The 19395-nt window shown below is 64.4% G+C and carries 13 protein-coding genes; 8 read left to right on the plus strand and 5 right to left on the minus strand.

All coding sequences use genetic code 11. From position 1 onward, the window contains the following. The first annotated feature begins 21 nt into the window (after positions 1–21). Genes recC through recD form a run of 3 tightly spaced genes read left to right on the plus strand, consistent with a single transcriptional unit; the run spans position 22 to position 9061 of the window. Positions 22–3441 carry an exodeoxyribonuclease V subunit gamma gene (gene recC, locus P9875_RS13265; protein ID WP_278318649.1) on the plus strand — a complete coding sequence of 1140 codons (3420 nt, stop codon included), beginning with the start codon at positions 22–24 and terminating at the stop codon, positions 3439–3441. Further along, complete coding sequence (gene recB / locus P9875_RS13270; protein ID WP_278318650.1) at positions 3438–7106, plus strand: exodeoxyribonuclease V subunit beta; 3669 nt, start codon at positions 3438–3440, stop codon at positions 7104–7106. Before recC ends, recB begins: the two co-directional genes overlap by 4 nt. Further along, a complete protein-coding gene (gene recD, locus P9875_RS13275) occupies positions 7103–9061 on the plus strand; it encodes an exodeoxyribonuclease V subunit alpha (protein WP_278318651.1) in 1959 nt (652 codons plus the stop codon). Before recB ends, recD begins: the two co-directional genes overlap by 4 nt. Before the next feature lies 1 nt (position 9062). Here recD and P9875_RS13280 read toward each other — a convergent pair whose 3' ends face one another. Continuing rightward, positions 9063–9725, minus strand: coding sequence for a thiol:disulfide interchange protein DsbA/DsbL (locus tag P9875_RS13280; RefSeq protein WP_278318652.1), 663 nt, complete (start codon positions 9723–9725; stop codon positions 9063–9065). Positions 9726–9924: 199 nt separating this feature from the next. On the opposite strand from P9875_RS13280, the gene P9875_RS13285 reads away from it, so the two are divergent. Next, a complete protein-coding gene (locus P9875_RS13285) occupies positions 9925–11844 on the plus strand; it encodes a methyl-accepting chemotaxis protein (protein ID WP_278318653.1) in 1920 nt (639 codons plus the stop codon). 6 nt (positions 11845–11850) lie between these two features. Here P9875_RS13285 and P9875_RS13290 read toward each other — a convergent pair whose 3' ends face one another. Further along, complete coding sequence (locus P9875_RS13290) at positions 11851–12750, minus strand: LysR family transcriptional regulator (RefSeq protein WP_035817941.1); 900 nt, start codon at positions 12748–12750, stop codon at positions 11851–11853. A gap of 109 nt (positions 12751–12859) precedes the next feature. Here P9875_RS13290 and P9875_RS13295 point away from each other — a divergent pair, with 109 nt between their 5' ends. Next, on the plus strand, positions 12860–13792 hold the full coding sequence (locus tag P9875_RS13295) for a DMT family transporter (protein WP_278318654.1): 933 nt from the start codon (positions 12860–12862) through the stop codon (positions 13790–13792). On the opposite strand, the gene P9875_RS13300 is transcribed toward P9875_RS13295, so the two are convergent. After that, on the minus strand, positions 13793–14671 hold the full coding sequence (locus P9875_RS13300; RefSeq protein ID WP_035826880.1) for a serine hydrolase: 879 nt from the start codon (positions 14669–14671) through the stop codon (positions 13793–13795). It abuts the gene before it with no gap. Between the two features lie 416 nt (positions 14672–15087). Between P9875_RS13300 and P9875_RS13305 the strand changes: the two genes are divergently transcribed. Genes P9875_RS13305 through P9875_RS13315 form a run of 3 tightly spaced genes read left to right on the plus strand, consistent with a single transcriptional unit; the run spans position 15088 to position 17550 of the window. Beyond that, complete coding sequence (locus tag P9875_RS13305; RefSeq protein WP_278318655.1) at positions 15088–16332, plus strand: sensor histidine kinase; 1245 nt, start codon at positions 15088–15090, stop codon at positions 16330–16332. After that, positions 16329–17078 (plus strand): LytR/AlgR family response regulator transcription factor, encoded by a 750-nt coding sequence (locus P9875_RS13310; RefSeq protein WP_099402320.1) that lies wholly within the window; start codon positions 16329–16331, stop codon positions 17076–17078. Before P9875_RS13305 ends, P9875_RS13310 begins: the two co-directional genes overlap by 4 nt. A gap of 43 nt (positions 17079–17121) precedes the next feature. Next, entirely contained in the window at positions 17122–17550 is a 429-nt protein-coding gene (locus tag P9875_RS13315; protein WP_099380204.1) for a DsrE family protein, read from the plus strand. Between the two features lie 60 nt (positions 17551–17610). On the opposite strand, the gene P9875_RS13320 is transcribed toward P9875_RS13315, so the two are convergent. Beyond that, positions 17611–17829: a TOBE domain-containing protein gene (locus P9875_RS13320; RefSeq protein WP_034757699.1), complete on the minus strand. Its 219-nt coding sequence runs from the start codon at positions 17827–17829 to the stop codon at positions 17611–17613. A gap of 170 nt (positions 17830–17999) precedes the next feature. Then, positions 18000–19372, minus strand: a protein-coding gene (locus P9875_RS13325; RefSeq protein ID WP_423221840.1) for an IS3 family transposase whose coding sequence is annotated in 2 segments (ribosomal slippage) — positions 18000–18898 and positions 18898–19372 — 1374 coding nt in all. Because the reading frame shifts where the segments join, the coding sequence is not laid out codon by codon here. Positions 19373–19395: the final 23 nt, after the last annotated feature.

Below are 19395 nucleotides of genomic sequence, written 5' to 3' on the forward strand. Positions count from 1 at the left end.
GCGGCAACCCATCGGATCAGCATGCATACTCCCGTCACGCCCGGCCTCCTCATCCTGCATGGCAACCAGCTAGAACAGCTGCGCGCCGCCGTCTTCCAGTGGCTGCGCCAGCATCCGCTGGCACCGCTGGAAACGGATATTTTCCTGGTGCAGTCGAACGGCGTGGCCGAATGGCTGAAGATCGCCCTGGCCGAGGAGATGGGTGTGTGCGCCGCCACGCGCATCGCGCTGCCGGCGCGCCTGCTGTGGGAAAGCTACCGCGGCATGCTGGGGCGCGAGCGCGTCCCGCGCGTGTCGCCGTTCGACAAATCCCCGCTGACGTGGCGCTTGATGCGTCTGTTGCCGTCGCTGCTGGCCGACCCTGTGTTTGAGCCGCTGCGCTACTTCCTTGCCGATGGCGATAGCGAACGCCGGCTGCAGCTGGCCGAGCGCCTGGCCGACCTGTTCGACCAGTACCAGGTCTACCGCGCCGACTGGCTGGCCGACTGGGCCGCAGGGCGTGACCAGTTGCGCACGGCGCGCGGCGAAGCTATCCCATTGAAGGAGGACCAGCGCTGGCAGGCGCAGTTGTGGCGCGCCGTGGCGGCCGACGTCGAGGCCTTCGAGCGCGACACGGGCCGCGCCGACATCCACGACGCCTTCCTGGCGGCGATCGCGGCCGGCGATGCGCCTGCCGGCAAGCTGCCGCGCCGGGTCGTGCTGTTCGGCGTGTCAGCCTTGCCGTACCAGACCTTGCAGGCGCTGGCCGCGCTGGCGCGCCACACGCAGGTGGTGCTGGCCGTGCCGAATCCGTGCCAGTTCTACTGGGGCGACATCATCGACGGGCGCGACTTGCTGCGCGCGCAAAACAAGCGCCAGCGGCAGCGCAACGGCACCGACCTGGCCGGGATTCCGCTGGAAGAACTGCATGCGCACAGCCACCCGCTGCTGGCCAGCTGGGGCAGGCAAGGGCGCGATTTCATCCGCATGCTTGACGAATTTGACGAACACGCGCAAGCCGAAGGGCGCGACGACAGCCTGCGCATCGACCTGTTTGGCGAGGAAACGGGCGAAACCTTGCTGCAGCAGGTGCAGGTGGCCATCCGCGAACTGCGTCCGCTGGCCGAACACGAGCAGACGCCGCCCGAGGCAGGCGACCGCTCGATCGAATTTCACGTGGCGCACAGCGTGCAGCGCGAAGTGGAAGTGCTGCACGACCAGCTGCTGGCCATGTTCGCGCACAGCGCCGAGACGGGCCTGCGCCCGCGCGACGTAGTGGTAATGGTGCCCGACATCGACACGTTCACGGCCGCCATCCACGCCGTCTTCGGCCAGTACCGGCGCAACGACGAACGCTTCATCCCGTTCGAGATCGGCGACGTGAAGGACCGCAGCGTCAACCCGCTGCTCGTCGCGCTCGAGTGGCTGCTGCAGCTGCCGCAGCAGCGCTGCCGCCAGAGCGAAGTGCGCGACCTGCTCGACGTGCCGGCGCTGGCGGCACGTTTTGGCTTGCAGCCGGACGACCTGGCCACTCTGGGTGCCTGGATCGAAGGGGCGGGCGTGCGCTGGGGCCTGGACCAGCAACACCGCGCCGGCCTGGGACTCGGCGCGGCCGGCGAACAGAATGCGTGGATCTTCGGCGTGCGGCGCATGCTGCTTGGCTATGCCAGCGGCAGTGGGGCCAGTTTTGGCGGCATCGAGCCATATGCGGAGGTGGGCGGCCTCGATGCGGCGCTGGCGGGTTCGCTGGCGCAGCTGGTCGAGGCGCTGCTGCACTGGCGCGGTGTGCTGGCCGGCGCGCGCACGCCGGCCGAATGGGGCGTGCAGGCGCGCGCGCTGCTGGCCGCCTTCTTTGACGCCGATGACGAAGGCGATCGCCTGACCCTGGCGCAGCTGGAAGGCGCTTTGCAGGGCTGGCTGGAAACCTGCGAACACGCGGGCTTTGTCGAGCAGGTGCCGCTGTCCGTGCTGCGCGTGGCGTGGCTGGGCGCGCTCGACGAGCCGACCCTGAACCATCAATTCGTCTCCGGCGGCGTGACCTTCTGCACCCTGATGCCGATGCGCGCCGTGCCATTCCGCGTCGTGTGCCTGCTGGGCATGAACGATGGCGACTTCCCGCGCCGCGCGCAAAAGGCCGATTTCGACTTGCTGGCATTGCCCGGCATGGCGCGCCCGGGCGACCGCTCGCGCCGCGACGATGACCGCTACCTGATGCTCGAAGCCTTGCTGGCCGCGCGCGACAAGCTGTACGTGAGCTGGGTGGGGCGCAATGTGCGCGACAATTCCGAGCAGCCGCCGTCCGTCCTCGTGTCGCAGCTGCGCGATTACCTGGCCGCCGGCTGGTCGCTGGACCGGCATCTGGCAAGCCTGACGACCGAGCATGCGTTGCAGCCGTTCAGCCGCCGCTATTTCGAGGCCGACGGTTTGCTGACCTATGCGCGCGAATGGCGCGTGGTGCATACCGATGCCGATGCGCAGGCCGCCGTACTGCCGCTGGATCCTTACGAGCTCGATCCCGGTACGCGCTTGAAACTGGGCGAGCTGGCCAGCTTTTTGCGCCAGCCCGTCAAATACTTTTTCCGCTGCCGCCTGAGCGTGTATTTCGCCGACGCGGCCATGCTGGGCGAGGATGAAGAGCCGTTCGGCCTGAATGCGCTCGAACGCTATCTGCTGGAAGACACCATGCTGGACGACGGCGGCGCCGTCGAAGCGCTCGATGACGTGCGCGCCAGCCTGCAAGCGCGCGCGGAAAAGCTGGCGCGCGAAGGCGTGCTGCCCATCGGCCTGATCGGCCGGCAGGTGCAGGCGCAGCTGGTCGAGGCGCTGGTGCCCGTGCGCAGCGCGTGGTTGTCGCTGCGCGCCTCGTTCCCGTACGCGGCCGACAAGCGCGCCATCAACTTGCCGTTCGGCGAGCTGCAGATCGACGACTGGCTCGACAAATTGTGCAGCAACGGGACGGACACGGCCTGGCTGATGCAGATTTCGTCGAAGGTGACGGACAAGGGCGGCCTGGCGCGCGGCGACAAGCTGATGCTGATGTGGCTGCGCCAGCTGGCCGCCGCCGCCCTCGGCTTTCCCGTCACCGGCTACCTGGTGGCGCGCGACGCCATCGTCAGCATGGCGCCGCTCGATCCGGCCAGTTCGCGCGAGGCGCTGGCCACCTTGCTGGCGCTGTGGCGCGAAGGCATGAACCATCCGCTGCCGACGGCCTGCAAGACTGGCCTGGCGCTGGTGCAGCAAGGCGACCCGCGCGCTGTCTACGATGGCGGTTTTGAGCTGTCGGGCGAGCGCGACGAACTGTGTCTGGCGCGCCTGTGGCCCGAGTTTTCCGCGCTGGCCGCGGAGGAAGCCTGGGAAGACTGCACGCGCGAGCTGTATGGCCCGCTGGCCGACTGGCTGCAGCAGCACATTACGATAGACCCGATCAGCGCGCCCGATGATGGCGCGGGAGAAGAACAATGACGAGCCATCTGCTCAACCCCCTGGCGTTCCCGCTGCACGGCTCGCGCCTGATCGAAGCGTCCGCCGGCACCGGTAAAACCTGGACCATCGCCGCGCTGTACGTGCGGCTAGTACTTGGTCACGGCGTGGGCCACGGCGGCGAAGGCACGGCTTTTACCCGTCCCCTGCTGCCGGCCGATATTTTGGTGATGACGTTTACCCGCGCCGCCACGCGCGAATTGTCGAACCGCGTGCGCGAGCGCCTGATCGAGGCGGCCGCATATTTCCGCCACGAGTCTGGCGGCAGCGACCCGTTTCTCGACGCCTTGCTCGAGTCCTATCCGGATGAGAGCGAGCGGCAAAAGGCCGCGCACCGGCTGATGCTCGCTGCCGAGACGATGGATGAAGCGGCCATTTTCACCATCGACGCGTGGTGCCAGCGCATGCTGCGCGAGCATGCGTTCGACAGCGGCAGCCTGTTCGACGAAGAACTGGTCAGCGACGAGCAAGCCCTGTTCGAGGATGCCGCCCACGATTACTGGCGCCAGCAAGTCTATCCCTTGCCGCCGCAGGCGCTCGACGTGCTGCTGGCCTGCTGGCCCGACGTGGGGGCGCTGAAGAAAGGCGCGCGCGAGCTGGCGCGCCGCGCCGACATCATGGGCATGGCGGACGAAGAACCGTTATCCATGCTGATCGCGCGCGAACAGCGGGCGCTGGCCGCGCAGCTGGCCACCCTGAAGGCGGGTTGGGTCGAGCGCGTCGACCGGATGGCCGTGTGGATCAACGACCACCGTGCCGCCAATCCCAAGTGTTTTAACGGCGTCAAGATGAAGCCGGAGAACCTGGCGAAGTGGTTCGACGGCTTGCGCAAGTGGGCGCAGGATCCGCTGTTGCTGCTGCCGGCCATCACGGCCAAGGCGTGGGAGCGATTGACGCCGTTCGGCATCGAGGATGCGTTTGCCAAGAGTTTCACGGCGCAGGTGCCCGAATGCTTCGAGCATACGGAGGCGTTGGGGATCGCCCTGGCGGGTATCACGCCGCTGGCGCACAAGCTGCACCTGCATGCGGCGGCGGCCATCGCGCGGCGCATGGACCAGTTGAAGCGCCAGTCGCGCCAGTTCGGCTTTGCCGACATGCTGCAGCGATTGCACGACGCGCTGGCTGGCGAAAATGGCGCGGCCCTGCGCCAGCGCATCATCGACCAGTATCCGCTGGCCATGGTCGATGAATTCCAGGATACGGCGCCGGCCCAGTACCGGATTTTCAACCTGCTGTACCGCATCGCCGACAACGATCCGGCCCTGGGCCTGTTCCTGATCGGCGACCCGAAACAGTCGATCTACGGCTTTCGCGGCGCCGACATCCAGAGCTACCTGGCGGCGCGCCGCGCGACAACGGGACGCCATTACCAGCTGGGTACCAATTACCGTTCCACGGCGCCGCTGGTGGCGGCCGTCAACCAGCTGTTCCTGCACGCCGAGCGCGAGGAGGTGCCGGCTGGCGCCTTCCGCTACCGCAAAAACGGCGAGAATCCGCTGCCGTTCGAGGCCGTCGACGCCAAGGGCCGCGCCGAGCACCTGGTGAACGCCAGCGGCCCGCTGCCTGCCCTGATGGCCGCCTGCGCCAGCGATGAAGGGCTGCGCGGCGACAGCTACCGCGAGTATTTCGCGCAGCACTGCGCCGAACATATCGTCGCCATGCTGGGCGATGCGCAAGCTGGTTTTACTGGCCCGGACGGTTTTACGCGCCTGCAGCCGGCCGATGTCGCCATCCTCGTGCGCGACCGCAAGGAGGCGGCAGCCATCCGCCGCGCGCTGGCGCGCCGCCGGGTCGCCAGCGTCTACCTGTCCGACAAGGATTCCGTCGTCGACAGCGAGGAAGCGCAAGACGTGCTGCGCTGGCTGGCGGCGCTGGCCAACCCGCTCGACGGGGGGCTGGCGCGCGCCGCCTTTGCCACGCGCACCATTGGCCTGTCGCTGGGCGAACTGGCGCGCCTGTCGAGCGATGAACTGGAATGGGAGCGCCGGGTCGAGCAACTGAAGGCCTTGCATTTGATCTGGCAGCGCCAGGGCGTGCTGGCCATGCTGCGCCGCTTCATCCACGAACTGCAGTTGCCGGCCATGCTGCTGCAGCAGACGGGCGGCGAGCGGCGCTTGACGAATCTGCTGCACCTGGCCGAACTGCTGCAATCGGCCAGCCGCCAGCTTGATGGCGAGCAGGCGCTGATACGCTGGCTGGCCGAGCAGATCGCCGGCGAAGGCGAGGGCGGCGACGAACGCGTGCTGCGCCTGGAAAGCGATGCGGAGCTGGTGAAAGTCATCACGGTGCACAAATCCAAGGGACTCGAATATCCGCTCGTGTATCTGCCGTTTTCCGTCACGGCGCGCAAGGTGGACAAACGCAACCGCAGCTTCTTCGAGTACGCGGGCGAGGATGGCGAACGCCGCCTCGACTTGTCCTTGTCCGACGAAGCCATGGCGGCCGTCGAAGAAGCACGTATCGAGGAAGACTTGCGCCTGCTGTACGTGGCGCTGACGCGCGCGCGCCACTTCCTGTGGCTGGGCGTGGCCGCCCAGGCGGCGCGCAAGGCGGGCGATAACACCTTGCACGAATCGGCGCTCGGCTACCTGCTGACGGGCGGCGACAAGCTGCCGTTCGACCAGCTGCTGTTGCGCTGGCAGCAGGTGGCGGGCAGTTGCGACGCCATCTACGTGGGTTCTTTGGCGCAGCCCGACGCCTGCACGGTGCTGGACCGCGTCGAGCGGCGTCCCGAGCTGCGTCCCGCCCCCGTGTTCGCGGGCGAATTCGAACGCGACTGGTCGGTGGGCAGCTTCACGTCGCTGACGCGCCAGATCGGCGCCGTGACGGCCGCGCACGTGCCGCAGCGGGCGCTGGAAGAAACCTTGCTGGAAGATGGCACGGCGGTGGCCGTGGCCACGCCGATGCACATGGGCGACGCGCCCTGGCACCGCTTCCCGCGCGGTTCCGTGCCCGGCAATTTCCTGCACGAGCAGCTCGAATGGATGGGCGGCGAGGGTTTTGACTGCGTCCACGACGACAATTTCAATACCCGCCTGGCCGCGCGCTGCGAGCGGGCGGGCTGGGGCCACCGCCAGGACGACGCCATCGCCTGGCTGCGCGAGATCGCCATCACGCCGCTGCCGCTGCTCGATGCCTCGCTGTCGCAGCTTAATAGCACCCTGTCCGAGATGGAGTTCTGGTTCCCCAGCGAGCATTTGTCCACGGCGGCGCTCGATCAGCTGTGCACGCGCTTGCTGCTCGACGGCGCGCCGCGTCCCGTGCTGCCGCGGCGCCAGCTGCACGGCATGCTGAAAGGCTTTGCCGACCTGGTCATCGAACAAGATGGCCGCTACTGGGTGCTCGACTACAAGTCGAATGCGCTGGGCGCCAACGACGCTGCCTATCACACGCAGGCACTGGCGGCCGGCATGGCGCAGCACCGCTACGATATCCAGGGCGCCATCTACATGCTGGCCCTGCACCGGCTGCTGAAAAGCCGCATGGGCGACGCGTATGACCCGGCCGAGCACCTGGGCGGCGCCATCTTCCTGTTCCTGCGCGGCATAGCGAATGCGGACACGCATGGCTGCTATTGGCTGGCGCCGCAGCTGGAACTGCTGGACGGCCTCGATCAATTATTGTCAGAAGAAGTGGAAATAGCATGAACCATGACGTGGCCCTGGACGCCCTGTTTACCCATGTAGACGGCGTCGCCGAAGCGGGCCATCTGCGCCGCCTGAGCGCCGCCTTTGCCCGCTTCATCGCCAGCCTGGACGAGCAGGCGCCAAATGCGTCCGCCGTGGCCGTGGCGTGCGTCGTGCTATCCGAGCTGGAAGGGCGGGGCCATAGCTGTTTGATGCTCGCTGACCTGTCTGGCGAACCGTCGCAGTTGCTGGGCTGGAGCGAGGAGCTGTGGCATGGCGTGCTGGCCGTTTCCGGCCCGCTGCCGGACAGCGTCGATGGCTGGCGCGCGCTGCTGGCCGGCGCGCCGCAGGTGTGGCAGGTGGGTGCGCCCGACGTGAAACAGCCGCTGGTGCTCGATGGCGACCGCCTGTATTTGCGCCGCTACTGGCGCGATGAAAGCCTGGTGGGCGAAAAAATCGCCGCGCGCGCACAGGATTTGACCAATCCACCGCTGGCGCAGGTGCGGCAATGGCTCGACATCCTGTTCGACCAGCCGACGCACGACGGTGGTCCGGACTGGCAAAAAGTGGCGTGCGCCGTCGCCCTGCGCGGCAAGGTGGCCATCATCACGGGCGGGCCGGGGACGGGCAAGACGTACACGGTGGCCAGTTTGCTGACCTTGCTGTTTGCCGTCTCGCCGCAGCCGGAGCAGCTGCGCATCGCGCTGGCCGCGCCCACGGGCAAGGCGGCCGCGCGCTTAAAACAGTCGATCGACAAGGCCTTGAGCGGCCTGGCGAAAAAGGTCGGGGTAGCCTTGCCCCTGCTGGAACTGGCGCGGCGCATGGGCGCGGCCCGCACCCTGCATAGCTTGCTGGGCGCGCGGCCCGATACGCGCGCCTTTGCTCACCACGCGGGCAATCCGCTCGACGTCGACGTGCTGATCGTCGATGAAGCGTCGATGGTGCACCTGGAGATGATGGCGTCCGTGCTTGACGCCTTGCCGTCCACGGCGATATTGATCCTGCTCGGCGACAAGGACCAACTGGCGTCCGTGGAAGCGGGCGCCGTGCTCGGTGACTTGTGCCACGACGCGCAGGCGGGCGGCTATACGGACGCCACCATCGCGTATGCGCAGGCGGCCAGCGGCGTGGCCATTCCGGCCGACTTTGCGGGGGCGGCCGGCGCGCTGGCGCAGCAGACGGTGATGCTGCGTCACAGCCACCGTTTCAGCGGCCCGATCGGCGAGCTGGCCTTGGCCGTGAACGGCGGCAGGCCCGATCTGGCCAGGGCGTGCTTCGCCAGCGACAGCGGCGGCCAGCTGGCGTGGACGGTGCCAGCGCAGCAGGAAGACGTGCTGCGCCTGGCCTTGCGCGGACGGCTTGAGGCGCCGGGCGGGTATCAGCCGTATCTGCAACTGGTGAATGCCGGCGAGGCCGCGTACGCGCAGCATGACGACTGGGTGCGCGCCGTGCTGCACGCGTTTGAAGCATTCCGCATCCTGTGCGCCGTGCGCGAGGGAGAATGGGGCGTGGCCGGCCTGAACACGGCCATCGAGCTGCGGCTGGAAAAGGAAGGCTTGATACGCCGCAGCGAATGGTATGTGGGCCGTCCCGTGATGGTCACGCGCAACGACTATGGCACGGGCGTGTTCAATGGCGACATCGGCCTGACTTTGCGCGATCCGGCGCGGCCGGGATCATTGCGCGTGTACTTCCTGGAAGGCGAGAACGTGCGCAGTGTGCTGGCCACGCGTTTGCGCCATGTGGAAACGGCGTTCGCCATGACGGTGCACAAATCGCAGGGCTCGGAATTTCGCCACACGGTGCTGGTGCTGCCGCAGGAGGGCGGCGCCATGCTGGCGCGCGAACTGGTCTACACGGGCATCACGCGCGCGCGCGACTTCTTTACCCTCGTCTCGCCCACGCAGGCCGTGCTGTTCGACGCGATTCTGCGCCGCACGCAGCGCGCCAGCGGGCTGCGCGGCTTGATCGGCTGAGTTACTTCGCCAGCTTCGCCTTGGCCACCAGCGCCTGCACCACTTGCAGGGTCGCCTGATCGACGCCCTGGCGCGGCAAGCCCGGGTTGGCGCCGGCCACCATCGATGGATTGGTTAAATAGCGCCCGCCCACGATCAGGGTGGGCGTGCTGTCGACCTGGTAGCCGGCGGCCAGTCGCGGCAGGTTTTTCAGCCTGGTTTGCACGCCAAACGACTGGTAGGCGCCTTCGAAGGCTGCCCTGTCCAGGCCATTTTTCAGCGCCCAGTCGAGGTTATCCTTGTCGCTGGCCAGGCGCTTGCGTTCCACATGCCAGGTGTGCATGACTTGCGCGTGCAGCGCCTCTTCTTTCTTCAGTGCTTCCAGGGTCAGGAACAGATGCGCTTCCGGATCATTTGCCGGCGTGTGCGGCAAATGGATGCGGCGGAACGACACCGTGGCGGCATTGTCCTTGACCCAGCGCGCCAGGCTCGGCTCCAGCGCGTTGCAGGCGGGGCAGTGGTACATGAAAAATTCGATCACTTCCACCTTGCCCGGCGCCGTTTGCACGGGCTGTGGCGTGGCCAGCACCAGGTAGTCGGCGCCCTGCACGGGTGCTTGCGGCGAGGCGAAGGCGCTGGCGGCGGCGAAGCTGGCGCAGGCCAGGATGAGGTGGTGCAAACGCATGGCGGCTCCTTTGAAAAGATTGACTATGAGGCAATCGTTGTAGAGCGTCAACGGTTGATGGTGTTGCTTTGATGTAATAAACGTTTATTATTCCAAATATTGAATGATAATGTTCCGATTTTTGTGTGAGAATGCTGGTGAAGTGTGCGTGGCAAGGCTGCTGCTTCACACCATAAAAATCACTACAAGGGAGTACACCATGTTTTCATCGTTGCGTACGCGTCTGGTGCTCATTTGCGTGGCCATCGTCGTATTGTCCATGCTGGCCCTGTCGGTCGCCAATTACGTCACCACGCGCAGCAGCATGCTGGCGTCGTCGGACCAGCAGATGCAGCAGCTGCTGCAAAGCCAGTCGGCCGTGTTGGCGCAATGGGTCGATGGCAAGAAAAAGGTCATGGCGTCCGTCGTCATGTCGGCCGAGACGCCAGATCCGCTGCGCGCCTTCCAGATCGCGGAAAAGGCCGGCGATTTCGCGGAAGTGTTCATCGGCTACGCGGACAAGCGTTCCGTGTTTACCCATCCGGGGCGCCCGGCCGATTTCGATCCCACGGCGCGCGCCTGGTACACGGACACCGTCAAGGCGGGCGTGCCGATGCTCACGCCGCCGTACGTGGACGCGGCCAGCCACAAACTCGTGGTGTCGTTCACGGCGCCCGTCGGGCCGAAAGAAGCGCTGGTGGGCGTGGCCGGCGCGGACGTGCTGCTCGATACGGTGATCGCCAACGTGGTGGCGATCAAGCCGACGCCGCACAGCTTTGCCTTCCTCGTCGACCAGAGCGGCACCATCATCGCCCATGCGAACAAGGACCTGAGCCTGCAGCCGGTGGCGAAACTCGATGCGTCGCTGTCGGCCGCGCAGGTCAACCGTCTGGAAAGCGCGCGCACCAGCGAGGCCGTGCGACTCAATGACCGCGACGGCAAGCTGTACGTCACGCGCGTGGCGGGCACCGACTGGCTGCTGGCCGTGGTGCTGGATCAGCAGGAAGCCATGCAAGCTTTGCAGACGATGCTGACGACGGCCACCGTCACGGCCGCGCTGTTGACAGGGCTGGCGGCGCTGCTGCTGTCGCTGCTGGTGTTCAGGATGCTCAAGCGCCTGGAACTGGTGCGCGACGCGCTCGACGACATCGCCTCGGGCGAAGGCGACCTGACTCTTCGCCTCGACGCTTCCGGCGTGGATGAACTGGCGCAGATCGCCGGCGCCTTCAACCGCTTCATCGACAAGATCGCCGCCGTGCTCGTGAAAATCCGCACGGCCAGCGAATCGGTGAAAGTCTCGTCGTCGGAAATCGCCGCCGGCAACCAGGACCTGTCGTCGCGCACGGAACAGCAAGCCAGCTCGCTGGAAGAGACGGCCGCCTCGATGGAGGAGCTGACCAGCACCGTGAAACAGAACGCCGACAATGCGCGCCAGGCGAATCAGATGGCGCAATCGGCGTCCGGCGTGGCCAGCAAGGGCGGGCAAGTGGTGGCGCAGGTGGTCGATACCATGGCCTCGATCAATGATTCGTCGAAGAAGATCGTCGACATCATCAGCGTCATCGACGGCATCGCCTTCCAGACGAATATTCTCGCGCTCAATGCGGCCGTGGAAGCGGCGCGCGCGGGCGAGCAGGGACGGGGCTTTGCCGTGGTGGCAACAGAGGTGCGCAGCCTGGCGCAACGCTCCGCTGGCGCAGCGAAGGAAATCAAGCTGCTGATCGACGATTCGGTGGGCAAGGTCGATTCTGGTGCGCGCCTCGTCGACGAAGCTGGCGCGACGATGCAGGAAATCGTCGACAGCGTGCGCCGCGTTACCGACATCATGGGCGAGATCACGGCCGCCAGCGCCGAGCAAAGCTCGGGCATCGAGCAGGTGAACCAGGCCATCGCGCAGATGGACCAGGTGACCCAGCAGAACGCGGCCCTGGTGGAAGAGGCGGCCGCCGCAGCGGAAAGCCTGCAAGACCAGGCCAGCACCCTGGCGCAGGTGGTGGGCGTGTTCAAGCTCGATGAGGGGCAGGCGCCGGCGCCTGTCAAACCGGTGCTGCGCGCACCTGCCGCGCCGCGCCTCGCCAGCAGTCCGGCAAGGACGGCTGCCGTCAAGCCGGAGCGCGGCGAGGAGTGGGAGACGTTTTAAGCGCGGCTAGGCGCGCCGGGGCGCCAGGGTCGGCGCCATCTGTTTCGCCACCTCGAAAAAGGCATTGGTGGCCGGCGTATTCTGGCGCCGGTCGCGCACGGCCAGGCCCACCTTGCGGCTGACGGGCGGGTTTAACGGCAGTGCGACCAGCTCCGGATACTGCTCGCGCAGGCGCTGCGGCAGGGCCAGTTCGGCGACGATGGACAGGCCGTCGCCGCGGCTGACCATGTCGAGGATGGTGATTACCTGGCTGATGCGGTAAGGCACGTTCGGCTGCAGGCCCGCGTTGGCGAACAGCGGTTCGATCAGGCAGGCGCAGCCCGCCTCGGACATGATGAACGGCCCGTCGCACAGCTGCGCCAGGGTGATGGACGTTTCGCTGGCCAGCGGATGGCTGCGCGGCACCAGCGCCATCATCTGGTCTTCCACCAGCGGCGCCGTATCGAAACGCTCGTCGGGCAGCACGACGAAGCCGACATCGACCCTGCGTTCGCGTATCCACTGCACCACTTCATGGTCGGCGCCTTCGTCGATGCGCAGGTCGATTCCCGGATAGCGCAGGCGAAATTGCGCCGTGATGGCAGGCAGCAGATTCAAGGACGACGTCGGGCCGAAGGAGCCGATGCGCAGGGTGCCCTGGCGCTGGCCCAGCACGTCGGCCGCTTCCTGGCGCATGGCTTCGGATAAACCCAGGATTTCGCGCGCGCGCACGAGCAACTGGCGGCCCACGTCCGTCAGCTCGGCCGAGGCCTGGTGGCGCACGATCAGGTCCACGCCCATCTCCTTTTCCAGCGCTTTCAAGGCATGCGAGACGGCCGACTGGCTGATGCCCAGCTGCGCGGCGGCGGCGGAAAAGCCGTGCAGTTCGGCCACCAGGGTAAAAATTTCCAGTTGCGTGAAGGTCATGCTGTGGCTTTCCTGTGCTATGAGTATTTGCTCATTATTTCATGAGTTGATATTAGTATTAATATATATCTGCAGCGTCCGCTGTACAAGCGATATCATAGGACTTTCCATGCGCACTACCGTCATACCTTCCGCCGCCTTGCCTTCCGTGCAATCGCCGCTCGTCTACATCAAACTGATTTTCGTCGCCCTGTTCTGGGGCGGCACCTTTATCGCGGGCCGCGTGCTGGCGCAGCAGATGCCGCCGATGACGGCGGCCAGCGGACGCTTCGGCGTGGCCGTGCTGTTGTTGGTGCTACTTGCATGGAAACTCGAAGGCGGCTTGCCGCGCCTGGACCGCAAGCAATTGATGACGACGGCCGCGCTGGGCCTGACGGGCATCTTTCTGTACAACCTGTGCTTCCTGGCGGCCCTGTCGCGCATGCCGGCCGGGCGCACGGCCCTGTTCGTGGCCCTGAACCCCATCGTCACGGCGCTGGCCTCGGCCTTCCTGTTCCGCGAACGGCTCGGATCGTTCAAATGGCTGGGCATCATGCTGGCGTTTTGCGGCACGGCCATCGTCATCACGCGCGGCGACTTGGCCGGCGTGCTGCATGGTAACGGCGGCGGCATCGGCATGGGCGAGGTGTTCATGTTCTGCGGCATTTCCAGCTGGGCCGCCTACACCCTGATCGGCCGGGTCGCGCTGAAGGGCTTGAGCCCGATTGCCGCCACCACGTATGCATCGATGTGGGGCCTGGCCTTTTTGCTCGTGGGCGCGGCCATGGAATTCCCCATCGTGCCATGGCACAGCTTTGGCTGGCAAGTGTGGGCCGCCATCGGCTATCTGGGCGTGTTCGGCACGGTGATCGGCTTTGTCTGGTATTACGAGGGCGTGAAAGCGCTGGGCCCGTCGCGCACGGCCGTGTTCAACAACCTCGTGCCCGTGTTCGGCATCGTGCTGGCGGCAGTGCTGCTGGGCGAACCCGTGCTGGTTTCGATGCTGGTGGGCGGTGCGGTGACGATTGCCGGCGTCATCATGACCAACCGGCAAGCGAAATAGTTATTTGGCGCGGCGGCGCTTCGATGGTTTCGCCGGCGCCTTCTTGTGCCGGCTGACGGAGGCGCGCATCACTTTCGGCTCTTCGATGCCGTTCTCGGCCGCCAGCATGCGGCGGATGTTGACGGCGTCCATGGCGCGCACGGAATTGGCGCGCGCGTTGAGCAGGATCATGGTGGCGAACTTGCCGGCCGACTTGATGCGCATGATCAGGCAGCGGCCCGCCTCATTCGTGTAGCCCGTCTTCGACAGGCCGATATCCCAGCCCTTGGCGCCCACCAGGCGGTTCGTGTTGTGGTATTCCACGTCGCGGCCCTTGATCTGGATCACGTCCTTCGAGTCCGTGGTGATGCGGCTGATTTCCGGGTAGCGCGAGGCGGCCACGGCCATCTTGACGAGGTCGGCCGCCGTCGATTGGTTGTTCGGCGACAAGCCCGTCGGCTCTTCGATCACGGTCTGGCGCATGCCCAGGGCCTTGATCTTGGCGTTGACGGCCACGGCAAATGCCGTCGGGCCACCGGGGAAGGTGCGCGCCAGCGAGGCGGCGGCGCGGTTGTCGGATGACATCAGCGCCAGTTGCAGCACGTCGTGGCGGCTCAGGGTGGCGCCCACGGGCACGCGCGAGGTGCTGTGCTTCAAGGTGTCGACATCCTCGCGGTCGATGCTGATCTCTTCCTGCATATTCGCCTTGGAATCGAGCACGACCATGGCCGTCATGAGTTTGGTCAGCGAGGCGATGGGTACCACCACGTTGGAATTTTTTTCAAGCAAGACTTTGCCTGTGCCGTCTTCGACCACCAGTATCGACTGGGAACCGAAGGGCACGGCGATGGCCGCTGTCGAAAGCGTCATCAGCACCGCGGCGAACATTTTTTTGAGCATGGGATTGTATGTGGGAAAGCAGTTTTGGGGCGCCATCGTGGGCGCTGCGCGCAAATCCGGAAACGGGCCGCGCGGGGACGCGGCGTGTATCTCGGAGGCAATATTTGCCAAGCTTAAACAATACCATTAAAGATCAAGCGATGTCTACGGTACAGGCCCGCGACAAGCGGCGTTGCGGCCAATTTGGCAAATAATTGAGGCTAATCTTGCCGTAGTGAAAATTGTTGCGCGATTATTGATTTCGTCTTGGAAACTTCGTATTATTTCAGCAATATTGGCAGCGCGAGTCCGGCAGGCGCCGTGCGCTTCGTCGTTGATGCCTGCCGCTTCGTGCTTCGTCGCCCCGCGCTATGCCCTGTACCAAGGGCGCCGTAGACTGCGTTCATGCCTGATTGAGACGACAAGGAGAACGCAGCATGTGGAAAAAATTTGCCGGATGGTATCGCTGTTACGACGATGAAACCCTCAGGGTGCTTGCGCATCCGGACACGGCGGCCCAGGTCCCGCAGGGCTGGCGGCGCTGGGTGGCGTTGCGGCTCGTGACTTTGACGCCGATCGAGCGCCAGCAATTCCACGCCTTCATGCTCAAGTACCGGGGCGCTGGCTTTTACCTGGCGGCGGCCAGGCTGGTGCTGTTGTTCAGCATCATCGGCGTCGTGCTGCATCTGCTGCTGCCCGACAAGGTGGGCTGGACCAAGGCCGTGGTGCTCAGCAATGTGTTGGGCCTGGCGATGGCCTGGGGCGTGCTGGGGGTCTGGTTCAATTACCGCAAGCTGGCGCAAAAGAAGTTCAAGACGCTGCTGTTGCTACTGCTGGTGCCGGCCCTGGGCGGTGTGGCGATCGGTGTGCTGCGCGCCATGCTGGAAGGTCATGCTTCCATCGGCGTGGCCATTGAGCGCGGCGCGCGCGTGGGCGGCTGGGCCGCGCTCACTGCCGGGCTGGTCTACATGGTGCCGATGACCATCGTTGTTCTGTGGCGCAACCGCCAGTACGAAGCGCTGGCCCTGCAGCTGCAGCAGGATGCCGAGCGCGACCGTCTGGCGCGCGAACTGAGCGAATCGCAGCTGCGTTTGCTGCGCGCGCAGATCGAACCGCATTTCCTGTTCAACACCCTGGGCGCCGTGCAGCAGCTGGCCGAGCAGGGCGCCAGCGGGGCGGCGCAGGCGGCCGCGCTGACGGCCAACCTGATCGCCTTCTTGCGCGCCAGCCTGGCCGAGATGCGCGCCGACCAGGTGCCCCTGCAAACGGAATTTGACGTCGTGCAAGCGTATCTGCAAGTGATGCAGGTACGCATGGGCGCGCGCCTTTCCTTCCGCCTCGGCTTGCCGCCCGGCCTGGCGCAGATACAGGTGCCCAGCATGATCTTGCTGACCCTGGTGGAAAACGCCATCAAGCATGGCATCGAGCCATCGCTGCGGGGTGGCGAGATCGTCGTCTCGGCCCTGCTCGATGCGGACGGCGCCATGCGCTTGCGCGTGCAGGATACCGGTGTGGGCCTGGGCGCCGCGAGTGCGCCCGGAGGCGGCCTGGGCCTGGAAAATGTGCGCCGCCGGCTGCAGCTGGCCGCGGCCGCTGCCAGCCTGCATGTGCAAAATGGCGAGGAGGAGGGCGTGCTCGCCGAGATCGTATTGCCGATGACTACCAAGGAACTTGCCGCATGAATACCACCATCCTGATCGCCGAAGACGAGCCCCTGATGCGCGAACGCCTGCAAACGATGCTGGCGCTGGCCTGGCCCGAGGCGCGCATCGTGCTGGTGGCGGAAAACGGTAACGACGCCTGGGACGGTTTCCTCGAGCATGAGCCGGACGTGGTCTTCCTCGACATCCGCATGCCTGGCCTGTCGGGCTTGGAAGTGGCCGAGCGCATCGGCAGCCGGGCGCACGTGGTATTTGTCACCGCATATGACCAGTATGCCGTCGATGCCTTCGACGCGGGCGCCGTCGATTATCTGTTGAAGCCCGTGCAGGCCGAACGCCTGCAGCGGGCGCTGGCCCGGCTGCGCGACAAGCTCGGCGCCCAGCCGGCCGATATGGCCAATTTATTGCAATCACTGCGCGCCGCCTTGCCGGCGCCGCCGCGCGAAAAACTGAAATGGATCAGGGCCAGCGTGGGCAAGCAGATCCGTTTGATCGACATCAACGACGTGCTGTTCTTCCAGGCCGACACCAAGTACACGCGCGTGGTGCTGGCCGGCTCGGAAGCGCTGGTGCGCACGCCGCTCAAGGATTTATTGGGCGGCCTCGATCCGGAACAGTTCTGGCAAATCCACCGTGGCACCATGGTCAACGTGAAAGCCATCGAAGCGGCCGAACGCATCGATGCCGAGCGCATGCAGGTGTTGCTGCGCGGCAGCACGGAAAAGTTGCCCGTTAGTCGCACGTTTACGTATTTATTCAGAGATTGATATGATGGCAATGTTTTTAATCTGCCACTGAAATGGACATCTCATGACAATCTTGCGCCGCTGGTTCTCCGCCATCCTTCTTTCCTTGCTCGCTTGCACCGCCGCCACGGCAGCGCAGAAGGAGGAAAAGGTGGTGTATCACGTCAATGACGCCAGCAATGCCACGGCTGCGCTGAAAAACATCCGCAATCACCTGGACGCCAGCCCCCAAGCCACCATCGTGCTCGTCGCGCACGGCCCCGGCATCGATTTTCTGCTCGATGGCGCCATCGACAAGAATGGCAATCCGTATGATGCAGTGGTGCGCGAGCTGGCCAAGCGTGGCGTGAGCTTTCGCGTCTGCAATAACACCTTGCAAGGACGCAACATCGACCGCCAGCGCGTGCTGCCCGAAGCCATCATCGTACCCTCGGGCGTTGCCGAGTTGAGCCGCTTGCAGTGGCAGGAAGGGTATGCGTATATCAAGCCCTGATGCAAACGCCGCGCCGCTGCCGGATGGCAAGGGGGCGCGGCGTCAGTGGGCGGATAACGCTTACTGGATCTTGGCGATCGACACTTCCGTCGATTTCACCAGCGCGATGACTTCGCTGCCCACTTTCAGGTCCAGATCCTTGATCGAGCGCGAGGTGATGACCGAGGTGACGATGCCGTGCGGCGTTTCCACGTCCACTTCCGACACCACGGGGCCAAAGATGATTTCCTTGATCTTGCCGCGAAACTGGTTGCGTACATTCACTTCCGAGATAGCCATGATATTTCCTTTGTTCCCGTAATACGCCATGCGGCGCGACAAGGCCAGAGTACGGCGCGCGCGGAGTTTTGACCACGAATCGATGCGCATATCGATATGCGCAAACAGGCGCGGACATGAAAAAACCGGGACAAATGAACTGACCCCAGATAGTTGGACGGTTTAGTTTGCTAGGTTACCCAGGGCTGAGTTCTGTATTGCACGGGACTCAGCCCTTTTAGCTTGAGCTTGATGCGGTCGTGATTATAGTAGTGGATGTACTTTTTGATGCCGCGTTGTAGTTCATCGACGCTGCCGAACTTGTTCAGATAGAAGAACTCTGTCTTGAGCACCGCGAAGAAGCTTTCCATGGCCGCATTGTCAAGACAGTTCCCTTTACGCGACATGCTCTGCACCACTTTTTTTTCTTGTAATGCACGCTGATAAGCCGACATTCGGTATTGCCAGCCTTGATCCGAATGCATGATGGGCCTCTCATCGTGCTTGAGCTTTTTCAAAGCCTTCCTGAGCATGCTGCCAACCAATGCGAACTCTGGATGCCTTGAGGTCTCAAATGCAATGATTTCGCCGTTGTACAAATCCATGACCGGCGAGAGGTACAGCTTCTCGCCGCGCACCTTGAACTCCGTCACATCCGTCACCCATTTTTGATTGGCGCCATTGGCCTCGAAGCATCGCTTCAGGATATGCGGCGCTGCTTGTCCGACCTCTCCTTTGTACGACCGATACTTTTTGGGCCGTACCAGCGACTTGAGGCCGAGCTTGCGCATCAGGCTTTGAACAGTTTTGTGGTTGACCTTCTCGCCCAATTGTCTGATGGCCAAAGTGATGCGCCGGTAACCATACCGCCCCTTGTGGCGAGCATAGATGGCAGCGATCTGCTTCTTCAGTCCTGCATATTTGTCGCATGCCTGGGCCGCTTTCTGCTGATAGTAGAAAGTACTGCGTGGCATGCCAGCGAGCTCAAGCAATGCGCTCAACGGGAAATACGGCCTTAGCTCAGTGACTACTTGCGTTTTTTGCGCGTTGTCGTACTCTGCCGCTTCTGCGCTTGAGCTAAGGCTTCTAACTTTTTTAGGTAAGCTACCTCCATGCGCAATTGGTTTACCTCGGCGACCAATTCGTCGTGGGTGCGTTCTGCGGGATCCGGAAGGGATTCGGACGGCTCTGTAGGTGATGGTAAGGGCATTTGCTTGGGCTTTCCACGTTTGCGTGGAATCAGGGCTTCTAGACCCCCGCTATGATAGCAGCGCTCCCAATGACTGATGATGCCGCGATTGCGGATATTGAATAGCGCGGCGACCTGCCAGCAAGACAAATCAGCGGCCCACATATGCTGCAACACAGAGAGCTTGAACTCTGCACTGTAATGGCTGAACTTTTTTACCAGGCCGCCAATGCCATGCGCTGCATGCAATTTAATCCACAATCTCACAGTTGAATGATGAAGATTGTGCTTGTCAGCAATCTGTTTATACCCCACAGAACCGGACAAATATTGCTGGATAATGCTGAGCTTAAATTGCTCACTGTACTTCGACATGAAAAACCCCAAAAGTTGGTGTC

Origin of the sequence: Janthinobacterium rivuli, assembly GCF_029690045.1 — a bacterium.
GTDB lineage: Bacteria > Pseudomonadota > Gammaproteobacteria > Burkholderiales > Burkholderiaceae_D > Janthinobacterium > Janthinobacterium rivuli.